The following is a 15732-nucleotide window of genomic DNA, read 5'->3' as shown; positions in this document are numbered from 1 at the left end:
GTAGCCTTCTGCCTAAGGGCAAATACCTTCGCTAAGCCACTCTCGCTTTGAACGCGGAGAACTACTCCACCCCCTCGACCACCTTCTTCCGCCGCCCGCGCCTAGGCGCCTCCGCCAACGCAACCCCCAACCCCGGCGCCGCAGCCTCCGCCGCACCCCCAAGCCCCTGCGTCGAACCATCCGCTCGCTCAAGTAGCGGCTTGAGATAGTGGCCGGTGTACGACCGCTCCTCCTTCACCACCTGCTCGGGAGTGCCGACGGCGACGATCTCGCCGCCCTTTACGCCGCCTTCGGGGCCCAGGTCGATGATCCAGTCGGCGGTCTTGATGACGTCGAGGTTGTGTTCGATCACGACCACGGTGTTGCCCTGCTCGACCAAGGCGTGGAGAACCTCCAACAGCTTGCGGACGTCCTCGAAATGGAGGCCGGTGGTGGGCTCGTCGAGGATGTAGAGGGTGTTGCCAGTGGCGCGGCGCGACAATTCCTTGGCGAGCTTGACCCGCTGCGCCTCGCCGCCTGACAGGGTGGTCGCCTGCTGGCCGACCTTGATGTAGCCGAGGCCGACTTCGGCCAGCATCGCCATCTTGTCACGGATGCCGGGGACGGCCTTGAAGAACTCCACCGCGTCCTCGACCGTCATGTCGAGCACTTCGGCGATGCTCTTGCCCTTGTGGAGGACTTCCAGCGTCTCGCGATTGTAGCGCTTGCCGTGGCAGACGTCGCAGGTGACGTAGACGTCGGGGAGGAAGTGCATCTCGATCTTGAGCAGGCCGTCGCCGGTGCACGCCTCGCAGCGGCCGCCCTTGACGTTGAAGGAGAAGCGCCCGGGCTTGTAGCCGCGTTCCTGCGATTCCGGGAGGCCGGCGAACCAGTCGCGGATCTGGGTAAAGGCGCCGGTGTAGGTGGCGGGGTTGGAGCGCGGGGTGCGGCCGATCGGCGACTGGTCGATGTCGATGACCTTGTCGAGCTGGTCGAGGCCGGTGACCTTGTCGTGCTTGCCGGCGAGGATTCGGGCGCCGTTCAAGTGGCGCGCGGCGGCGGCGTAGAGGGTGTCGATGGTGAAGCTCGACTTGCCCGAGCCGGAGACGCCGGTGATGCAGGTGAAGGTGCCGAGCGGGATCGACGCGGTGACGCCGGTGAGGTTGTTCTCGCGCGCGTTGTGGACGGTGAGCTTCTTGCCCGAGCCCTTGCGGCGTTTGGCCGGGAGCGGGATCGAGCGACGGCCGGAGAGATAGTCAGCGGTTAGGCTGCCCTCCTGCTTCATCAGGTCCTCGAGGCTGCCCGAGTGGAGCACTTCGCCGCCGTGGACGCCCGCGCCCGGCCCCATGTCGATGACATGGTCGGCGGCGCGGATGGCGTCTTCGTCATGCTCGACGACCAGCACGGTGTTGCCGAGCGATTTCAGGCGCTGGAGGGTCTCGAGGAGGCGGTCGTTGTCCTTCTGGTGAAGGCCGATCGAGGGCTCGTCGAGGACGTAGAGGACGCCGCTGAGGCCGCTGCCGATCTGGCTGGCGAGGCGGATGCGCTGGCTTTCGCCGCCCGACAGAGTGCCGCTGGTGCGGTCGAGGTGGAGGTAGTCGAGCCCGACATTGTGGAGGAAGCCGAGCCGCTCGTTGATCTCCTTGAGGATCGCGCGGGCGATTTCCTGGTGCTGGGGCGTAAGCTTGGGCTCGAGCGCGCCGAACCAGGCGTAGGCGTCGGCGACGCTGCGGCGGACGGCGATCGAGATGTCTTCGCCCGCGATCTTCACCGCGCGGGCTTCGGGCTTGAGGCGGGCGCCGTGGCAGGTCTCGCAGGCGTGGGCGGCCTGGTAGCGGCTGAGCTCCTCCTTCATCCACGCGGACTCGGTCTGGAGTAGGCGGCGGTTCAGGTTGCCGATGACGCCTTCGAACGCCTTCTTGACCTCATAGCTCTTGCGGCCGTCGACGAAGCGCAGGGTGATGGCCTTGCCGCCGGTGCCGTGGAGGATGGCGTGCTGATTGTCGGGGCCGAGGTCCTTCCACGGGGTCTGGAGGTCGAAGCCGTAATGCTTCGCCAAGCTGCCGAGCACCTGCATGTAATAAGGCGAGGGGGGCTGGCTCTTGGCCCACGGCACGACCGCGCCCTTGGCAAGGGAAAGGTCGTGGTTGGGGACGACCAGGTCCTCGTCGAACTCCATCCGCTCACCCAGGCCGTCGCAGGCGGGGCAAGCACCTTGCGGAGCGTTGAAGGAGAACAGGCGCGGCTCGATCTCGGCGATGGTGAAGCCGGAGACCGGGCAGGCGAATTTCTCGGAAAAGGTGATCCGGCCCGGAGGGGCGTTGGAAGCGAGGACTGCACGGGTGGCGGCCTTTTCCAGCGCTTCGGCGACGCCGGTCCGTTCGGTCCCGGCGGGTTCGGGCGTCGGGTCGGCGGGATCGAGGTAGGCGAGGCCGTCGGCCAGCTTCAGCGCGGTTTCGAAGCTGTCGGCGAGGCGGGTCTGGATGCCGTCGCGCACGACGATGCGGTCGACCACCACTTCGAGGTCATGCTTGTACTTCTTGTCGAGGGAAGGGGCCTGGTCGATCTCGTAGAACGTGCCGTCGATGCGGACGCGGGTGAAGCCGGCCTTCTGCCATTCCAGCAGTTCCTTGCGATACTCGCCCTTGCGGCCGCGGACGACGGGAGCGAGGAGATAGTGACGGCTGCCTTCGGGCAGGGTCATCACCCGGTCGATCATCTGGCTGACCTGCTGGGCCTGGATCGGAAGTCCGGTGGCAGGCGAATAAGGGATGCCGACCCGAGCCCACAAAAGGCGCATGTAATCGTAGATCTCGGTCACGGTGGCGACCGTCGAGCGCGGGTTGCGGCTGGTGGTCTTCTGCTCGATCGAGATGGCGGGCGAGAGGCCGTCGATATGCTCGACATCGGGCTTCTGCATCATCTCGAGAAATTGGCGGGCGTAGGCCGACAGCGATTCGACGTAGCGGCGCTGGCCCTCGGCATAGATGGTGTCGAAGGCGAGGGAGGATTTGCCCGAGCCCGACAGGCCCGTGATCACGGTCAGCTGGTCGCGCGGGATCGAGACGTCCACGCCCTTGAGGTTATGTTCGCGCGCGCCCTTGACGGTGATGTGAGTCAGCATGGAGGGATTTTGTTCCGTTTTCGTTCTGGAGGCAAGCGCCGAGCGCGAGCAAGCGAGCGAAATGGGAACGAGGGGCCCTCAAGGCAAGGCGGGCGGAGGGCCCGCCGGAGCCTCGGTCAGATCATGCCGCAGAAGGGCGGCGTCTGCGCAGACTTGCAGACGTCGGGCTTTGTCCCGCTGTTCTTCCAATAGTCCATTAGCCCGAGTTGCCGGGCGAGCGCGGGGAAGCCGGGATCGCGGAGGGCAGGCGCCATGACCGGCGTGAACAGCCAGGCCCGTCCGGAAGGGTCCTTGTTCTTCAGGACGGAAGTGCCGACCTGGCGGAGCGCGGCGGGGTAGTCACCGAGTGCCGCAAGATAGCGGACCTTTATGTCGTCCAGCGGCTGGGGAAGCGTGGCGATGGCCGATGCGGCCTCTCGCCGCGCCGCCGCATCCTTGCCCTGCAAGGCGAGGATCGCTTTTTCGAGGGCGGGCATGACATTCGGCGGGACCGGCTGGGTCGTTGTGCGAACGGTCTGGAGGGCCTTGGTATAATCACCCGTCATCGGCGCCAGATAGATGTCGATCTGATCGGAGAGCATCTTCGGCTTGGGAACGAGGTCGAGGGCGGCATCGACATGCTCCTTCACCTCTGAATCGCGGCGGCCGACCTGCGAGAGGAGGTCGGCGTAGGAGAGCTGCGAACTCATGTTGAGCGACAGCACGTCCACCGCGCGCTGGAATTCGAGCAGCGCGTAGTCGATGCGCCCGGTTTCGGCGAGCAGATTGCCGTAGAAATGATGTTCGCAGCCGCAGGCGAGGGGTCGGGCCTCGAGCGCCTGCTTGAGCAACTTCTCACGGCCGACGAGGTCGTTGGTGCCGATCAGATAGCTCTTGTAGGCATAGGCCTCGCTGTTCTTGGGATCGAGGTCGATCGCGCGGTTCGCGGCGTCGAGCGCTTCCTTGTTGAAGGCGTCGCGCTGCGGACCATCGGGCAGGCGCATTGCCGCGACCGCTCCGGCGATGGTGATCATCGACCAGCCGGCGGAGAAGTCGGGGGTCAGCGCGACGGCCTTGCGCGCGAAATTCAGCGCCTTGGAGGGCTCTCCGCCCTCGACCTCGAATTCGTTGCAGGCGCTCATCAGGTTGGTTAGCGTCGCGTCGGGCAGCGCCCTGGGATAGGTCGAGGTGGCGTACAGGCCGCAGCGAACGACGTTAGTGGCGGCGACCGCGGCGAGGCGGGGCACGTGATTGGCCTGTGCCTGATCGTAGATGAAGCTCGCCGACCAAAGATTGGCGCCGGTCCGCTCGTTGACGAGGCGGGTGATGACCTTGATTTTGTCGCCTTCGTGGCGGACCGACCCGCCAATCGCATAGGCCGGCGCAGTGCCGGCGGGCGGCGCTGCGGCGGTGGAGGCGCTGACCACGCCGTCCTCGCCGAACGCAGCGCCGACTTCGTCCTTCATCGCGCCCGTCATTCCCGCGCCGAGGTCGGACGAGAGCTGTTCGAAGCCGGTCAGACGAACCGCGAGCGATTGCGAGGCGGCCGCCTCGGTGCGGGTGAAGTGCCAGCCCAGTCCGCCGGCAAGCGCAAGGAAACCGGCGGCACCGGCTGCAACGAGGCCGAGCCGCTTCCTGCTGCCGTTGGCATCCCGCCCGGCGTCATGGAGCGGCAGGGGCGTGGTGGAAGGGGAGTGGTGGGCAGGCTTACCGCCCAATCGCGCGACCCGGGCGACCAGCGCGTCGATCGAGCGGTCCCAGCCGGCGAAGGCGTCGATCCATTGGCGGGTGGAGAGTTCGTAGGCGAAGGCATCGCTCGGCTCGACATCCTCGATCCGCAGCGCGAGCAAGGGGATGCCGAAACGACTGACCAGCGACAGCTCTTTCTTGATCTCGTTGCTGTTGTTGGCGGCTTCGGAGAAGACCAGCACGAGCGCCCGCGCGCCCCGAATGGCGTGGACGATGGCCTCCTGGTAGTTCTCGCCTGGCTCGACGTCGCGGCAGGAGATCCAGCATGACACGCCGCGCCGCTCCATCGCCTCGCAAATGGCGAGCGCCTTGTCGCGATCAGCAGTGGCGTAGCTGATGAAGACCGACCGCTCGCCGGCTTCGGCAGCCGGGCCGAGCTCCGCTTGTTCCATGCTGACGCCACCCCTCACCGTTCGACCGAGGGTGAACGCGGGCAAGCGCAAAATCAATGGGCGTCAATGCCCGGCGGCAAGGTCTCGATGCGGCGGCGTCAGGGGGCGGCCGCGCTTGATGCCGCCACCCCCCTTCGCGGCCTAGCGCCGGATGCGGCCCTCGCGGTCGAGGTTGCGGGCCTCGGTGCGGGTGCGGCTGCGATTCTCGATGGTGAAAGCGACGTCTTCGGAGGTGAAGTCGACGCGGTAGCCGCCGCGGCGCTCGTCGTAGCGGAGTTCTTCCCAGCGAACGGGCACAACCTCTTCGTCGAGGCCGAGGAAACCGGTTGCGTGGCTGAGGACGGCGTAGCGCACCTCGCCGCGGACCTTGTCGATCATCAGCGCCTTGACGGTGCCGAGACGCCGGTCGTCGCGGCCGTAGACGGGCGTGCCCTCAACCTTGCTGGAAGCGATGAGGTCGCTGGTCTCGTCATACGGAACGCCGCGTCGGGCGCGATGGTCGTCGTCGCGCGCAATGCGCGGGCTGTCGCGGCGCCCGTCGCGGTCGCCGTCGTAGCGGGACGGGCCACGATCGTCGCGGCCACCCCGGAAGAAGCCGCGGCCACGCGGGCGTTCACGGTCGCGGTCAAGGCGGTCATCGAAGGCGCCGTCGCGGCGGTCATCGTCGGGATAGCGGTCGTAGGCCATTGCGGGTTCCTCCTGCTGCACAGTGCAGAAGGATAAAGCGGGACGGGGGCAGGGCGTTCCGCGGGCCACCCGCCTCATCCGGCGGATTGGCGCAGGCGTGCGCCACGACTGGCCATTAACGACGCCAGGCCGGTACGAATGGGTCGGGCGACCTCCGGCCTGTCGCGACCTGCGCGCAAGCTGGACGTTGTTCGACGGCTCAGTGGTAGCGGCGGATCAGGCCGGCGAGCTTGCCCTGGATCTTGACCCGGCGGGGGTCGTAGCGCTGCGCTTCGTGGGCGCGGTTGGCCGGATCGAGACGGACCATCTGCCCTTCGCGGCGGAAGGTCTTCAGCGTCGCTTCGGCATCGTCGATCAGGGCGACCACAATCTCCCCCTCACGCGCGACGTCGACCTTGCGGATCAGCACATAATCGCCGTCGAGAATGCCCTCGTCGACCATCGAATCCCCCGACACTTCCAGCGCATAATGCTCGCCCGGGCCGAGCAGGGCCGCTGGGACGGGGAAACTGTCCTGACCCTGCAGCGCCTCGATCGGGGTGCCGGCGGCGATGCGGCCGGCCATCATCAGGTCAATGGTGTCGTTGGCAGCGACCACCGGACGCGGCTGCGGCGCCGCAGGGGCGGGAGTCGAGCCTTGCGTCTCTGGCAGGCGAACCACCTCCAGCGCGCGGGCGCGGTTGGGCAGGCGGCGAATGAACTGCCGCTCCTCCAGCGCGGAGATCAGGCGGTGGACCCCCGACTTGCTCTTGAGGTCGAGTGCCTCGCGCATCTCGTCGAAACTGGGGCTGACGCCCGACGCCTTGAGCTGCTGGTCGATGTAGGTGAGCAGTTCGCGTTGTTTGACGGTGAGCATGGTTCACGAGGCCCTGTAGTGAACAGACGGAGAACGAGTAAGGAACGGATACAGGGGTGTCAAGCGGGACGGTGCGAGAGCCGAAGAAAGTTGGCGATGAGGTGCAGGCCATGCTCGCTGGCGATGCTCTCGGGGTGGAACTGCACGCCGTGGACTGGAGCGCTGGCATGGGCGAGCGCTTGGATGGTCCCGTCGCTGCCATGGGCCGTCGCGCGAAGCGTCGGCGGCAGGTCCGCAGCGACCAGGCTGTGATAGCGGGTCATGGTCAGCGGCGTGGGGAGGCCGGCGAACAGGCCGTCGCCGCCGTGGGCGATGGCGTCGGTCTTGCCATGCATCGGGGCTGCGCGGACGATCGCGGCGCCGGAAGCAAGCGCGATCGCCTGGTGGCCGAGGCAGACGCCGAGCAACGGCCGGCGTGCGGCGATGCAGGCGGCGGCGAGTGCGACCGAGACGCCGGCGTCGGCGGGATGGCCGGGGCCGGGGCTGATCAGTACGGCGCCCTCGTGCGCCATCGCGTCGGAAACCGTGATCGCATCGGCCTGGGCGACGGTCACCTCGGCCCCGAGCTGGCGGCAATAATCGACCAGCGTGAAGGTGAAGCTGTCGTGATTGTCGACGACGAGGAGACGTCGCGCGTCGCTCATCGCGCGCTGCCCGCTGTTTTCGCCCGTGACGGCCTTATTCCGCGCTGCCGCCCCCGCCGAGAATGCGGTTGCGGGCGGCCTGGATCGCCTCGGCGTTGCGGGTCACCTTGAGCTCGCGCTGGGCGGCGGCGAGCCACTGCAGGGCAAGCTCCTGGCCAGCGCTGCGCTGGAGGCTTGTGACTTCGCCGGCGATCAGCTGCGGATTGGAGGCGGCGTTGCCGGGCACGACCTTGTCGAGCTGGACGAGGTAGATGCCCGACGGTCCCGCAGCGCGCTGCGCCTTGCCGGGCGCAAGGCTGAACAGAATGCGCAGCGGCGGCGGCACTTCCTGTCCCTGCTGGGCGAATTGGGCGAGCGCGCCGCGGCGAAGCTCCACCGCTTCGGGCGGGCGGACCCCGGCGACCCCGGCCTCGGCGACGGCGGCGGCGAGGGACTTGCCGCCCTGCACGGCCGCAAGGATGCGGGTGGCAGCGGCATTGGCCTGGTCCTGCGCGCGCTTGGCGGCGAAGTCGGCGCTGACCTGCGCCTGGATGCGGGCGAGCGGCGCGGGCGCGGCGGGGACGACTTCCGCCACGTCGACCAGCACGAAGCCGGCCTCGTTCGGGAGCGGCTCGACCACGGGGTCGTCGTCGGCCCCAATGTCGAAGCTGGCGCCGGGGACCGCGGTGAGATCGGCGGGAAGCTTGAAGTCGGGCTGGTCGAACGAGGCGCCGGCGCGGGTCAGCGCAGGGGTGGCGAGCACCGGCAGCTTGTTCTCGGCAGCGACCTCTTCGAAGGTGCGGCCATCGGCGAGGCTGTCCTCGACCTTGCCGACGAGGTCCGCGAGCGCGTTCTTGGCTTTCTCGGCGGTAAGCTGGGTCGCGATCTCGGCGCGCGCATCGGCGAGGCTACGGCCTGCGCCGGCCTGGATGCTCTCGACCTTGATGACGTCGAAACCGGTCGAGGACTGGACCGGGCCGATCACCGCGCCCGACGGCGCGGAGAAGACCTGGGCGGCAACCGCTTCGCCGGCGGTGGCGCCGAGCTGGGCGCGGGTCTGCGGGCCGACGCTGACATCCGAGGCGGAGAAGCCGGCAGGCGCGGCGGCGGCGGCGAAGGTGCCACCGGCCTTGGCGCGCGCGGCGATGGCGGCGACTGCGGCCTGGTCGGGCAGGGTCGCCCGGCTCAGCACGCGCCGCTCGACCCCGCCGTAAGTGGCCTGGTTGTCCTGGTAATATTTGGCGATCTCGGCATCGGTGGCCGCAACGGTTCCGAGCTGTGCCGGAGTGATCCGCGCCATTCGGAAGCTGCGCCGCTCGGGCACCGTGTAGCGGGCGAGGTTCTGGCGGTAGAAGGTCGAAACCTCGGCCGCGGTCGGGGCCGGACCGTTGGCAAAGGCGGCGAAGGGCAGCAGCCCGAGGCTGCCGCTGCGCTGTTCGAGCAGGATGTCGGCGTAAGGGCGCGCCAGGCCCTGCGCGATGCGGACGTTGGCGGCGACGGGCGCGATCACCAGGCGCTGAAGCAGGCTCGTCTCGATCTCGCGGCGCAGCTGGGCATCGGTGATGCGCTCCTGCTGGAGGAAGGTCTGGTAGGAGGCTTCGCTGAAGCGCCCGTCGAGCCCGCGTACGCCCGGCAGCTTGACGATCTCGGCGTCGACCAGCTTCTTGGACACCACGAAGCCATGCTTCTGGGCATAGGCCCACAAGGTCCGCTCCTGGATCAGCGCCTCGACGATGGCGTCGAACTCGGGCGCCAGATCGGCATAGGTCGCCTGCGGGTTCTGCTGGCGCAGGATGGCGAGCCGCCGCTGCATGGCGGTGTCGAGCTCGTTGGCGGTCAGCTCGACCTTGCCGACCTTGGCCAGCGTGGTCTGGGGCAGCGACCCGCCCTGGCTGAGGTTGCTGATGTCGGCGATCGCGAAGCTCGCCAGGATGAGCAGCAGGAACAGGATCAGGATGCCGGTCCCGAGCTTGGACTTGGACAGGCGGCGAAAGCTTTTCATGGGTCGGCTGTGATCCTGTGGAACGGTTGCACGGCGCTTTAGGGGCGGCGCCGCCTTCCTTCAAGCAGACGGCCTTGCTAGGCGGCCGGTTGAGCGGAACTGAACGGAAAGCTGGGCATGACGAAGCTGATCGCGGGCAACTGGAAGATGCATGGCACGTCGGCCGACCTGGGCGAGGTGCGGGCGATCGCGGCGCGGTCGGCGGAGCTTGGCGGGCGGGTTGAGGTGGCCCTGTGCGTGCCCGCGACTTTGATCCACCGCGCGGCCGAGACGGTGCCGGGCTTCGCGATCGGGGCGCAGGATATGCATCACAAGGAAAAGGGCGCGCACACCGGCGACCTGTGCGCGTCCATGCTTCACGACGCCGGCGCGGGCCTGGTGATCGTCGGCCACAGCGAGCGGCGCGAAGCACATCGCGAGTCGGATGCCGACGTTCGTGCCAAGGCCGAGGCCGGTCTGGCCACCGGCCTGCGAGTCATCGTTTGCGTCGGCGAAAGCCTGGCCGAACGCGAAGCGGGCAGGGCGGTGGCGACCGTGTCGGGACAGGTCGATGCCTCGCTTCCCCAAGGCGATATCGACCATGGTCGGCTGGCGGTCGCCTATGAGCCGATCTGGGCGATCGGTACCGGCCGCGTCGCGGGCACCGACGATATCGAGGAAATGCACGCCGCCATCCGCCAGCGGCTGGTCGCGGCCTATGGGCAGGCGGGGGCGGGCGTCCGGATCCTCTACGGCGGGTCGGTCAAGCCCGACAATGCGGGCGAGATCTTCGCCGTGCCGGAGGTTGGCGGGGCTCTCGTCGGTGGGGCCAGCCTCAAGGCAGCGGACTTCCTGCCGATCGTCGAGGCGGCAGCAGCCTGAGGGCTGGCGATTGAACTTCGCGGCCGTCGCCGCTAAGTGCCCAGCCGAACATATTTTACCCGAAAGTCGTCATGCTCTTCACCTTCCTCCTCATCGTCCAGACCATTGTCGCGGTTGCCTTGTGCACCGTGATCCTGCTGCAGCGTTCCGAAGGCGGCGGACTTGGCGTGGGCGGCTCGTCGGCAGGGTTCATGACGGCGCGCGGCGCGGCCGATTTCCTGAGCCGGGCGACGTCCTGGCTGGGCGGCGCGTTCATCATCCTGTGCATCGCGCTCGCGGCGATTGCCGGCACCCGCAACAACGGCCAGTCGATCGACGCCTCGATTGCCAATACGCCGATCCAGACCGCGCCGGTCCAGCAGGGCCCGGTGACGACCGCTCCGGTCACGGCCCCGGCCGCTCCGGCCGACAATGGCGCGGTGCCGCTGGCCCAGTAAGCGCCGGCTTTCGTCAGTCGGGGAGCGTCAGCCGCGCGACGAGCGGGTGAGATTCTCCTTGCCCCTGTCCCCACCTCACCCCTAAGGCCACTCTCCCATGGCGCGGTTTGTTTTCGTTACCGGCGGCGTGGTCTCCAGCCTCGGCAAAGGTCTCCTCTCGGCTAGTCTTGCAGCATGTCTGCAGGCGCGCGGCTACAAGTGCCGCATCCGCAAGTTCGACCCCTATCTGAACGTCGATCCGGGGACGATGAGCCCCTATCAGCACGGTGAGGTCTACGTCACCGACGACGGGGCGGAAACCGACCTCGACCTTGGCCACTACGAGCGCTTCACCGGCGTGTCGGCGCGCCAGTCGGACAACGTCACCACCGGCCGCATCTACCGCGACATCATCGCCCGCGAGCGGCGCGGCGATTACCTCGGCGCGACGGTGCAGGTGATCCCGCACGTCACCAACGCGATCAAGGAATTCGCGCTGGCCGACACCGACGGTCTCGACTTCGTGATCTGCGAAATCGGCGGAACGGTCGGCGATATCGAGAGCCTGCCCTACATCGAGGCGCTACGGCAGCTGAGGAACGACCTTGGCCGCGGTCAGACGGTCAGCGTCCACACCACGCTGGTGCCGTGGATCAAGGTCGCGGGAGAGCTCAAGACCAAGCCGACCCAGCACAGCGTGCGCGAGATCGCCAGCCTCGGGGTTCAGCCCGACGTGTTGCTGTGCCGCTGCGAGATGCCGATCCCGGAGGCCGAGCGGGCCAAGATCGCGCAATTCTGCAACGTGCCCAAGAGCGCGGTGATCGAGGCGCTGGACGCGCGATCGATCTACGACGTGCCGCTGCAATATCATCGCGAAGGCCTCGACGACGAGGTGCTGAAGGCGTTCGGCCTGCCGACCGAGCCGCGCCCGGACTTGTCGCGCTGGGAAGGGGTGATGGACGCGGTCGATCATCCCGAGGGCGAGGTGACGATCGGCGTTGTCGGCAAATATGTCGGCCTGCCCGACGCCTACAAGAGCCTGCGCGAGGCATTGATCCACGGCGGCATCGCCAACCGGGTCAAGGTCAACATCAAGTGGGTCGACGCCGAACTGTTCGAGAAGCCCGACGGCGACACGATCAGCGAGCTTGAACCGATGCACGCAATCCTGGTGCCGGGCGGCTTCGGCGAGCGCGGGACCGAGGGCAAGATCGCCTCGGTCCGCTTCGCCAAGGAGCGCAAGGTGCCGTTCTTCGGCATCTGCCTTGGCATGCAGATGGCCTGCATCGAGGGGGCCAGGGCGGCTGGGATCGAAGGAGCGAGCTCGACCGAGTTCGGCGATACGCCCGAGCCGGTGGTCGGCATGATCACCGAGTGGATGAGCGAAGAAGGCCTGCAGGAGCGCCGCGCCGGGGGCGACCTTGGCGGGACCATGCGGCTTGGCGCCTATGAGGCGACGCTGGGTGGCAACAGCCATGTCGCAGCGATCTACGGCAAGACCCAGATCAGCGAGCGCCACCGTCATCGCTACGAGGTCAATGCCCATTACAAGGCCGATCTCGAGAAGAGCGGGCTGGTGTTCAGCGGCATGTCGCCCGATGGCCGCCTGCCCGAGATCGTCGAGCGGCCGGATCATCCGTGGTTCGTGGGGGTCCAGTTCCACCCCGAATACAAGAGCCGCCCGTTCGACCCGCATCCACTGTTCGCAAGCTTCATCGCAGCGGCGCTGAAGCAGAGCAGGTTGGTCTAGGCCTCGAAGGCTTCGAGGATCGGGCAGGGGCCGTCAGACCCGCTGCCGCATTCGCCGGCCAGGCGAACCAGCGCCGAGCGCGATTGCTGAAGCTGCCGGATCTGCACATCGAGCGCGGCGATGCGCTGTTCGGCCAACGCCCGGATCGACGGACGGTCGGCGACCGGATCGAAGGCCAGCAGCCGTGCGATCTCCTCGAGCGTGAAGCCCGACGCCTGCGCTGACCGGATGAAGCGGAGCCGCTGGACGTCCGCGTCGCCGTAGCGGCGGATCGCCCCGGTGCTCGGTGGAACGACGAGCAAGCCTCTGCGCTGATAATAGCGGACGGTCTCGACCCCGACACCAGCGGCCTTGGCGAGACGGGCGATTGTCAGATTGGCCACGATTGACTCTGTACCATGGTACGGAAGCTATAGGAAGGCGATGAATAGCGAATCAAGCCCGCTCCGACCCCGCGCCACCCTGGTCCGGATGGTCATGCCCGATCACATTTGCCCGTTCGGGCTGAAGGCGCTGCATCTGCTGAAGAGCCGCGGCTACGAGGTCGAGGACCGGCATCTCACGACGCATGAGGAGACCGACGCCTTCAAGGCGGAGATGGGCGTGAAGACGACCCCGCAAGTGTTCATCGATGGCCAGCGGATCGGCGGGCACGACGACCTGCGCCGCTTCCTGGGCTTGCGCGTCGCCGAACCGGGGGAGACGAGCTACCGCCCAGTTGCGGCGCTGTTCGGGATGACCGCGGCGATGGCGCTGGCGCTCAGTGTCGCGATGTTCGGGACGCCGCTGACCGTGATGGCGGGCGAATGGTTCATCGCGCTGTCGATGTGCGTGCTGGCGCTGCTCAAGCTGCAGGACATCGCCAAATTCTCGTCGATGTTCCTCAATTACGACCTGCTGGCGCGGCGGTGGGTACCCTATGCCAGCCTCTACCCGTGGCTGGAGGGCTTGGCCGGCGTCCTGATGCTGAGCGGAGCGGCGATGTGGCTGTCGGTGCCGATCGCACTCGCCATCGGCGGGATCGGCGCGGTGTCGGTGTTCAAGGCGGTGTACATCGACCGTCGTGAGCTGAAATGCGCTTGCGTCGGCGGGTCCTCGAACGTGCCGCTGGGCTTCGTCTCGCTGACCGAGAATGTGATGATGGTGGCGATGGCGTTGTGGATGCTGGCCAAGTGACCGCTTGCGCGCGCGCGATGCGTCGCCCATTTGCGCGGTGATGCGGCTGCTGCTCGCCTTGTTCGCCCTCATGGCGCTGGCCTTGGCGCCCCTCGGCATGCCGGCCGAGGCACGGGCGATTGACGATCATTGCACCGAGATGGCCGGTATGGACCATCACGGCCAGAAGCCCGATCCCTCGACCGCTCAGCCGGCGAAGAGCTGTTGCACCGCCATGCCGGCGGCGCTGCCCGAAGCCGAGGCGGTAATGCCCGTGCCCGTCCTGCATGCGCCCGCCGAGACCAAGGTGCTGGCGCTACAGAACGGACTCCGCCGTGAGGTCGAAGTCCCGCCGCCGCGGGCCTGATCCCCATTTTTGAGAGCTGGCCTGCTGAAGTGCGGGCCATGACCCATGGCAGCGGGCGCCACCGTGCGCGACCGCCGATCAGGATTTCCACGTGATGACCAAGACTTTCCTTCTGGGGGCGAGCAGCCTGTTGACGCTGCTTGTCGCCACCCCCGCTGCAGCACAGCATGCCGAGCACCAGGGGCATGCCATGCCGATGCCGGCACCTGCGCCTGCACCCGAACCCGTGAAGCCAACGGCAACCACGCCCGACCCCCACGCCGGGCACGACATGACTGCGATGCCCGCGGCCGACCCGCACGCCGGGCACGACATGGAGCCGATGGATGACGGCAGCCATGACGAGATGACGGGCGCGCTCGGTTCCTATTCGATGGGCCGCGAATCGTCGGGCACCTCTTGGCAGCCCGATTCGGCCGAGCATCGCGGCCTGATGACCATGGCCGGCGACTGGATGCTGATGGGGCATGCCGACCTGTTCGGGGTGTACAGCAAGCAGGGCAGCCGCCGCGGTGACGACAAGTTGTTCGGTGCGGGCATGATCATGGGCATGGCCCGTCGCCCGGTCGGCGGGGGCACGCTTCAGCTGCGCGCCGGGTTCAGTCCCGACCCCCTGATGGGCAAGAGCGGCTATCCCTTGCTGCTGGCGAGCGGCGAAACCGCCGATGGGGTGAACCGCCTGATCGACCGCCAGCACCCGCATGATTCCGTGATGGAATTGTCGGCCAGCATCTCGCAGCCGATCGGGGCCGACAGCAGCGTCTTCCTCTATGGCGGCCTTCCGGGTGAGCCGGCATTCGGGCCGGGCGCCTTCATGCACCGCGAATCGATCATGGATTCGCCCGAAGCGCCGATCAGCCACCATTGGCTCGATTCGCAGCATATCAGCTTCGGGGTGCTGACCGGCGGGCTGGTGCTCGACCGGGTCAAGCTGGAGGTATCGCGCTTCAACGGACGCGAGCCCGACCAGTATCGCTGGAACATCGAAACGGCGCCGCTCGATTCGACTGCCGTCAGGGTGAGCGTCAATCCGACCCGCGATCTGGCGCTGCAGGCGAGCTGGGCCCGGCTCAAGGATCCCGAACAGCTCGAGCCGGGGGTCAACCAGACGCGGCTGTCGGCGAGCGGGATCTACGCGACCGACCTGGCGAACGGATGGCGCTCGGCCTCAACCGTGGCCTGGGGGCGCAAGAGCGCCGAGGGGCATGATTATGACGCGTTCGTCGCCGAGACGTCGCTCAAGAAAGGGCTATGGACCCTGTTCGGGCGCGGCGAAATCACCGAGAACAGCGAGCTGTTGCCGATCGACCATGAAGACGAGGAGCATCACGGCGAGGCGTTCACCGTCGGCAAGGTGTCGGCGGGCGCGATCCGCGATTTCCAGATCGCGCCGCAACTGAAATTGGGCGTCGGCGGGCTGGTCGCGGTGAACTTCGTGCCGCAGGGCCTGCGCGCCGAATATGGCAAAGCGCGCCCACTCGGCGGCATGGCGTTCGTGCGGCTGAAGATCGGCTAGTCCGCTTTCGCGGGCGCTCGGCCCCTGCTAGGTGGCGGGGATGATTCACCTCATCCTCGCCGCCGCGCTGGCCGCCGCTCCCGCGCCTGTCGCCGCCCCCGCCCAGGACCATGCCGACCACCACAAGGGCATGGAAGCCGAGTGCAAGATGGACTGCTGCAAGGGCGACAAGCCCATGCCCTGCTGCGAGAAGATGAAGGCCGCGAAGAAAACCGCCGATGCGCCCGCGGCCGAGGGCCATGGCGCCCACGAGCATGATCACTAAGTAGGCAACCC

At 67.6% G+C, this 15732-nt stretch carries 14 protein-coding genes; 7 read left to right on the top strand and 7 right to left on the bottom strand.

What is annotated here, in order from left to right:
* Window positions 1–61: 61 nt before the first annotated feature.
* From uvrA to GGQ97_RS12565, 6 genes are all read right to left on the bottom strand, one after another.
* Window positions 62–3103 carry an excinuclease ABC subunit UvrA gene (gene uvrA, locus GGQ97_RS12590; RefSeq protein WP_168070065.1) on the bottom strand — a complete coding sequence of 1014 codons (3042 nt, stop codon included), beginning with the start codon at window positions 3101–3103 and terminating at the stop codon, window positions 62–64.
* Window positions 3104–3219: 116 nt separating this feature from the next.
* On the bottom strand, window positions 3220–5223 hold the full coding sequence (locus tag GGQ97_RS12585; protein WP_168070063.1) for a toll/interleukin-1 receptor domain-containing protein: 2004 nt from the start codon (window positions 5221–5223) through the stop codon (window positions 3220–3222).
* Between the two features lie 141 nt (window positions 5224–5364).
* The gene (locus GGQ97_RS12580) at window positions 5365–5910 is read right to left on the bottom strand and encodes a PRC-barrel domain-containing protein (RefSeq protein ID WP_168070062.1); all 546 of its coding nucleotides are present in this window, start codon (window positions 5908–5910) and stop codon (window positions 5365–5367) included.
* A 199-nt stretch (window positions 5911–6109) separates the two neighbouring features.
* The gene (gene lexA, locus GGQ97_RS12575) at window positions 6110–6766 is read right to left on the bottom strand and encodes a transcriptional repressor LexA (protein ID WP_168070060.1); all 657 of its coding nucleotides are present in this window, start codon (window positions 6764–6766) and stop codon (window positions 6110–6112) included.
* A 59-nt stretch (window positions 6767–6825) separates the two neighbouring features.
* Entirely contained in the window at window positions 6826–7410 is a 585-nt protein-coding gene (locus tag GGQ97_RS12570) for an anthranilate synthase component II (RefSeq protein WP_168070058.1), read from the bottom strand.
* 34 nt (window positions 7411–7444) lie between these two features.
* On the bottom strand, window positions 7445–9391 hold the full coding sequence (locus GGQ97_RS12565) for a peptidylprolyl isomerase (protein WP_168070056.1): 1947 nt from the start codon (window positions 9389–9391) through the stop codon (window positions 7445–7447).
* Between the two features lie 117 nt (window positions 9392–9508).
* On the opposite strand from GGQ97_RS12565, the gene tpiA reads away from it, so the two are divergent.
* The 3 genes from tpiA (at window position 9509) to GGQ97_RS12550 (ending at window position 12418) form a co-directional block, all read left to right on the top strand.
* Window positions 9509–10252, top strand: a complete 744-nt coding sequence (gene tpiA, locus GGQ97_RS12560) for a triose-phosphate isomerase (protein ID WP_209022853.1) — start codon at window positions 9509–9511, stop codon at window positions 10250–10252.
* 71 nt (window positions 10253–10323) lie between these two features.
* Window positions 10324–10689, top strand: a complete 366-nt coding sequence (gene secG, locus GGQ97_RS12555; protein ID WP_168070054.1) for a preprotein translocase subunit SecG — start codon at window positions 10324–10326, stop codon at window positions 10687–10689.
* A 97-nt stretch (window positions 10690–10786) separates the two neighbouring features.
* Complete coding sequence (locus GGQ97_RS12550) at window positions 10787–12418, top strand: CTP synthase (protein WP_168070052.1); 1632 nt, start codon at window positions 10787–10789, stop codon at window positions 12416–12418.
* Here GGQ97_RS12550 and GGQ97_RS12545 read toward each other — a convergent pair.
* Window positions 12415–12801, bottom strand: coding sequence for a MerR family transcriptional regulator (locus GGQ97_RS12545; RefSeq protein ID WP_342448534.1), 387 nt, complete (start codon window positions 12799–12801; stop codon window positions 12415–12417). The two genes, GGQ97_RS12550 and GGQ97_RS12545, sit on opposite strands and share 4 nt — an antisense overlap.
* Before the next feature lie 40 nt (window positions 12802–12841).
* Here GGQ97_RS12545 and GGQ97_RS12540 point away from each other — a divergent pair, with 40 nt between their 5' ends.
* The 4 genes from GGQ97_RS12540 to GGQ97_RS12525 all read left to right on the top strand — a co-directional run bounded on the left by GGQ97_RS12540 (window position 12842) and on the right by GGQ97_RS12525 (window position 15721).
* Window positions 12842–13594: a MauE/DoxX family redox-associated membrane protein gene (locus tag GGQ97_RS12540; protein ID WP_245197954.1), complete on the top strand. Its 753-nt coding sequence runs from the start codon at window positions 12842–12844 to the stop codon at window positions 13592–13594.
* A 4-nt stretch (window positions 13595–13598) separates the two neighbouring features.
* Window positions 13599–13940 carry a hypothetical protein gene (locus GGQ97_RS12535; RefSeq protein WP_168070050.1) on the top strand — a complete coding sequence of 114 codons (342 nt, stop codon included), beginning with the start codon at window positions 13599–13601 and terminating at the stop codon, window positions 13938–13940.
* A gap of 94 nt (window positions 13941–14034) precedes the next feature.
* The gene (locus tag GGQ97_RS12530) at window positions 14035–15456 is read left to right on the top strand and encodes a hypothetical protein (protein ID WP_168070048.1); all 1422 of its coding nucleotides are present in this window, start codon (window positions 14035–14037) and stop codon (window positions 15454–15456) included.
* Between the two features lie 40 nt (window positions 15457–15496).
* Window positions 15497–15721 carry a hypothetical protein gene (locus tag GGQ97_RS12525; protein WP_168070046.1) on the top strand — a complete coding sequence of 75 codons (225 nt, stop codon included), beginning with the start codon at window positions 15497–15499 and terminating at the stop codon, window positions 15719–15721.
* Window positions 15722–15732: the final 11 nt, after the last annotated feature.

It is taken from the genome of Sphingomonas kaistensis (assembly GCF_011927725.1).
Classification (GTDB): Bacteria; Pseudomonadota; Alphaproteobacteria; order Sphingomonadales; family Sphingomonadaceae; genus Sphingomicrobium; species Sphingomicrobium kaistense.
The sequence above is the reverse complement of the archived record's forward strand: the minus strand, read 5'-3'. Positions and strand labels throughout refer to the sequence as shown.

What these genes read in the sequence shown, in the direction of transcription:
- uvrA (WP_168070065.1), bottom strand. Translation starts at nt 3,103, where the DNA reads ATGCTGACTCACATCACCGTCAAGGGCGCGCGCGAACATAACCTCAAG.
- GGQ97_RS12585 (WP_168070063.1), bottom strand. Translation starts at nt 5,223, where the DNA reads ATGGAACAAGCGGAGCTCGGCCCGGCTGCCGAAGCCGGCGAGCGGTCG.
- GGQ97_RS12580 (WP_168070062.1), bottom strand. Translation starts at nt 5,910, where the DNA reads ATGGCCTACGACCGCTATCCCGACGATGACCGCCGCGACGGCGCCTTC.
- lexA (WP_168070060.1), bottom strand. Translation starts at nt 6,766, where the DNA reads ATGCTCACCGTCAAACAACGCGAACTGCTCACCTACATCGACCAGCAG.
- GGQ97_RS12570 (WP_168070058.1), bottom strand. Translation starts at nt 7,410, where the DNA reads ATGAGCGACGCGCGACGTCTCCTCGTCGTCGACAATCACGACAGCTTC.
- GGQ97_RS12565 (WP_168070056.1), bottom strand. Translation starts at nt 9,391, where the DNA reads ATGAAAAGCTTTCGCCGCCTGTCCAAGTCCAAGCTCGGGACCGGCATC.
- tpiA (WP_209022853.1), top strand. Translation starts at nt 9,509, where the DNA reads ATGACGAAGCTGATCGCGGGCAACTGGAAGATGCATGGCACGTCGGCC.
- secG (WP_168070054.1), top strand. Translation starts at nt 10,324, where the DNA reads ATGCTCTTCACCTTCCTCCTCATCGTCCAGACCATTGTCGCGGTTGCC.
- GGQ97_RS12550 (WP_168070052.1), top strand. Translation starts at nt 10,787, where the DNA reads ATGGCGCGGTTTGTTTTCGTTACCGGCGGCGTGGTCTCCAGCCTCGGC.
- GGQ97_RS12540 (WP_245197954.1), top strand. Translation starts at nt 12,842, where the DNA reads ATGAATAGCGAATCAAGCCCGCTCCGACCCCGCGCCACCCTGGTCCGG.
- GGQ97_RS12530 (WP_168070048.1), top strand. Translation starts at nt 14,035, where the DNA reads ATGACCAAGACTTTCCTTCTGGGGGCGAGCAGCCTGTTGACGCTGCTT.
- GGQ97_RS12525 (WP_168070046.1), top strand. Translation starts at nt 15,497, where the DNA reads ATGATTCACCTCATCCTCGCCGCCGCGCTGGCCGCCGCTCCCGCGCCT.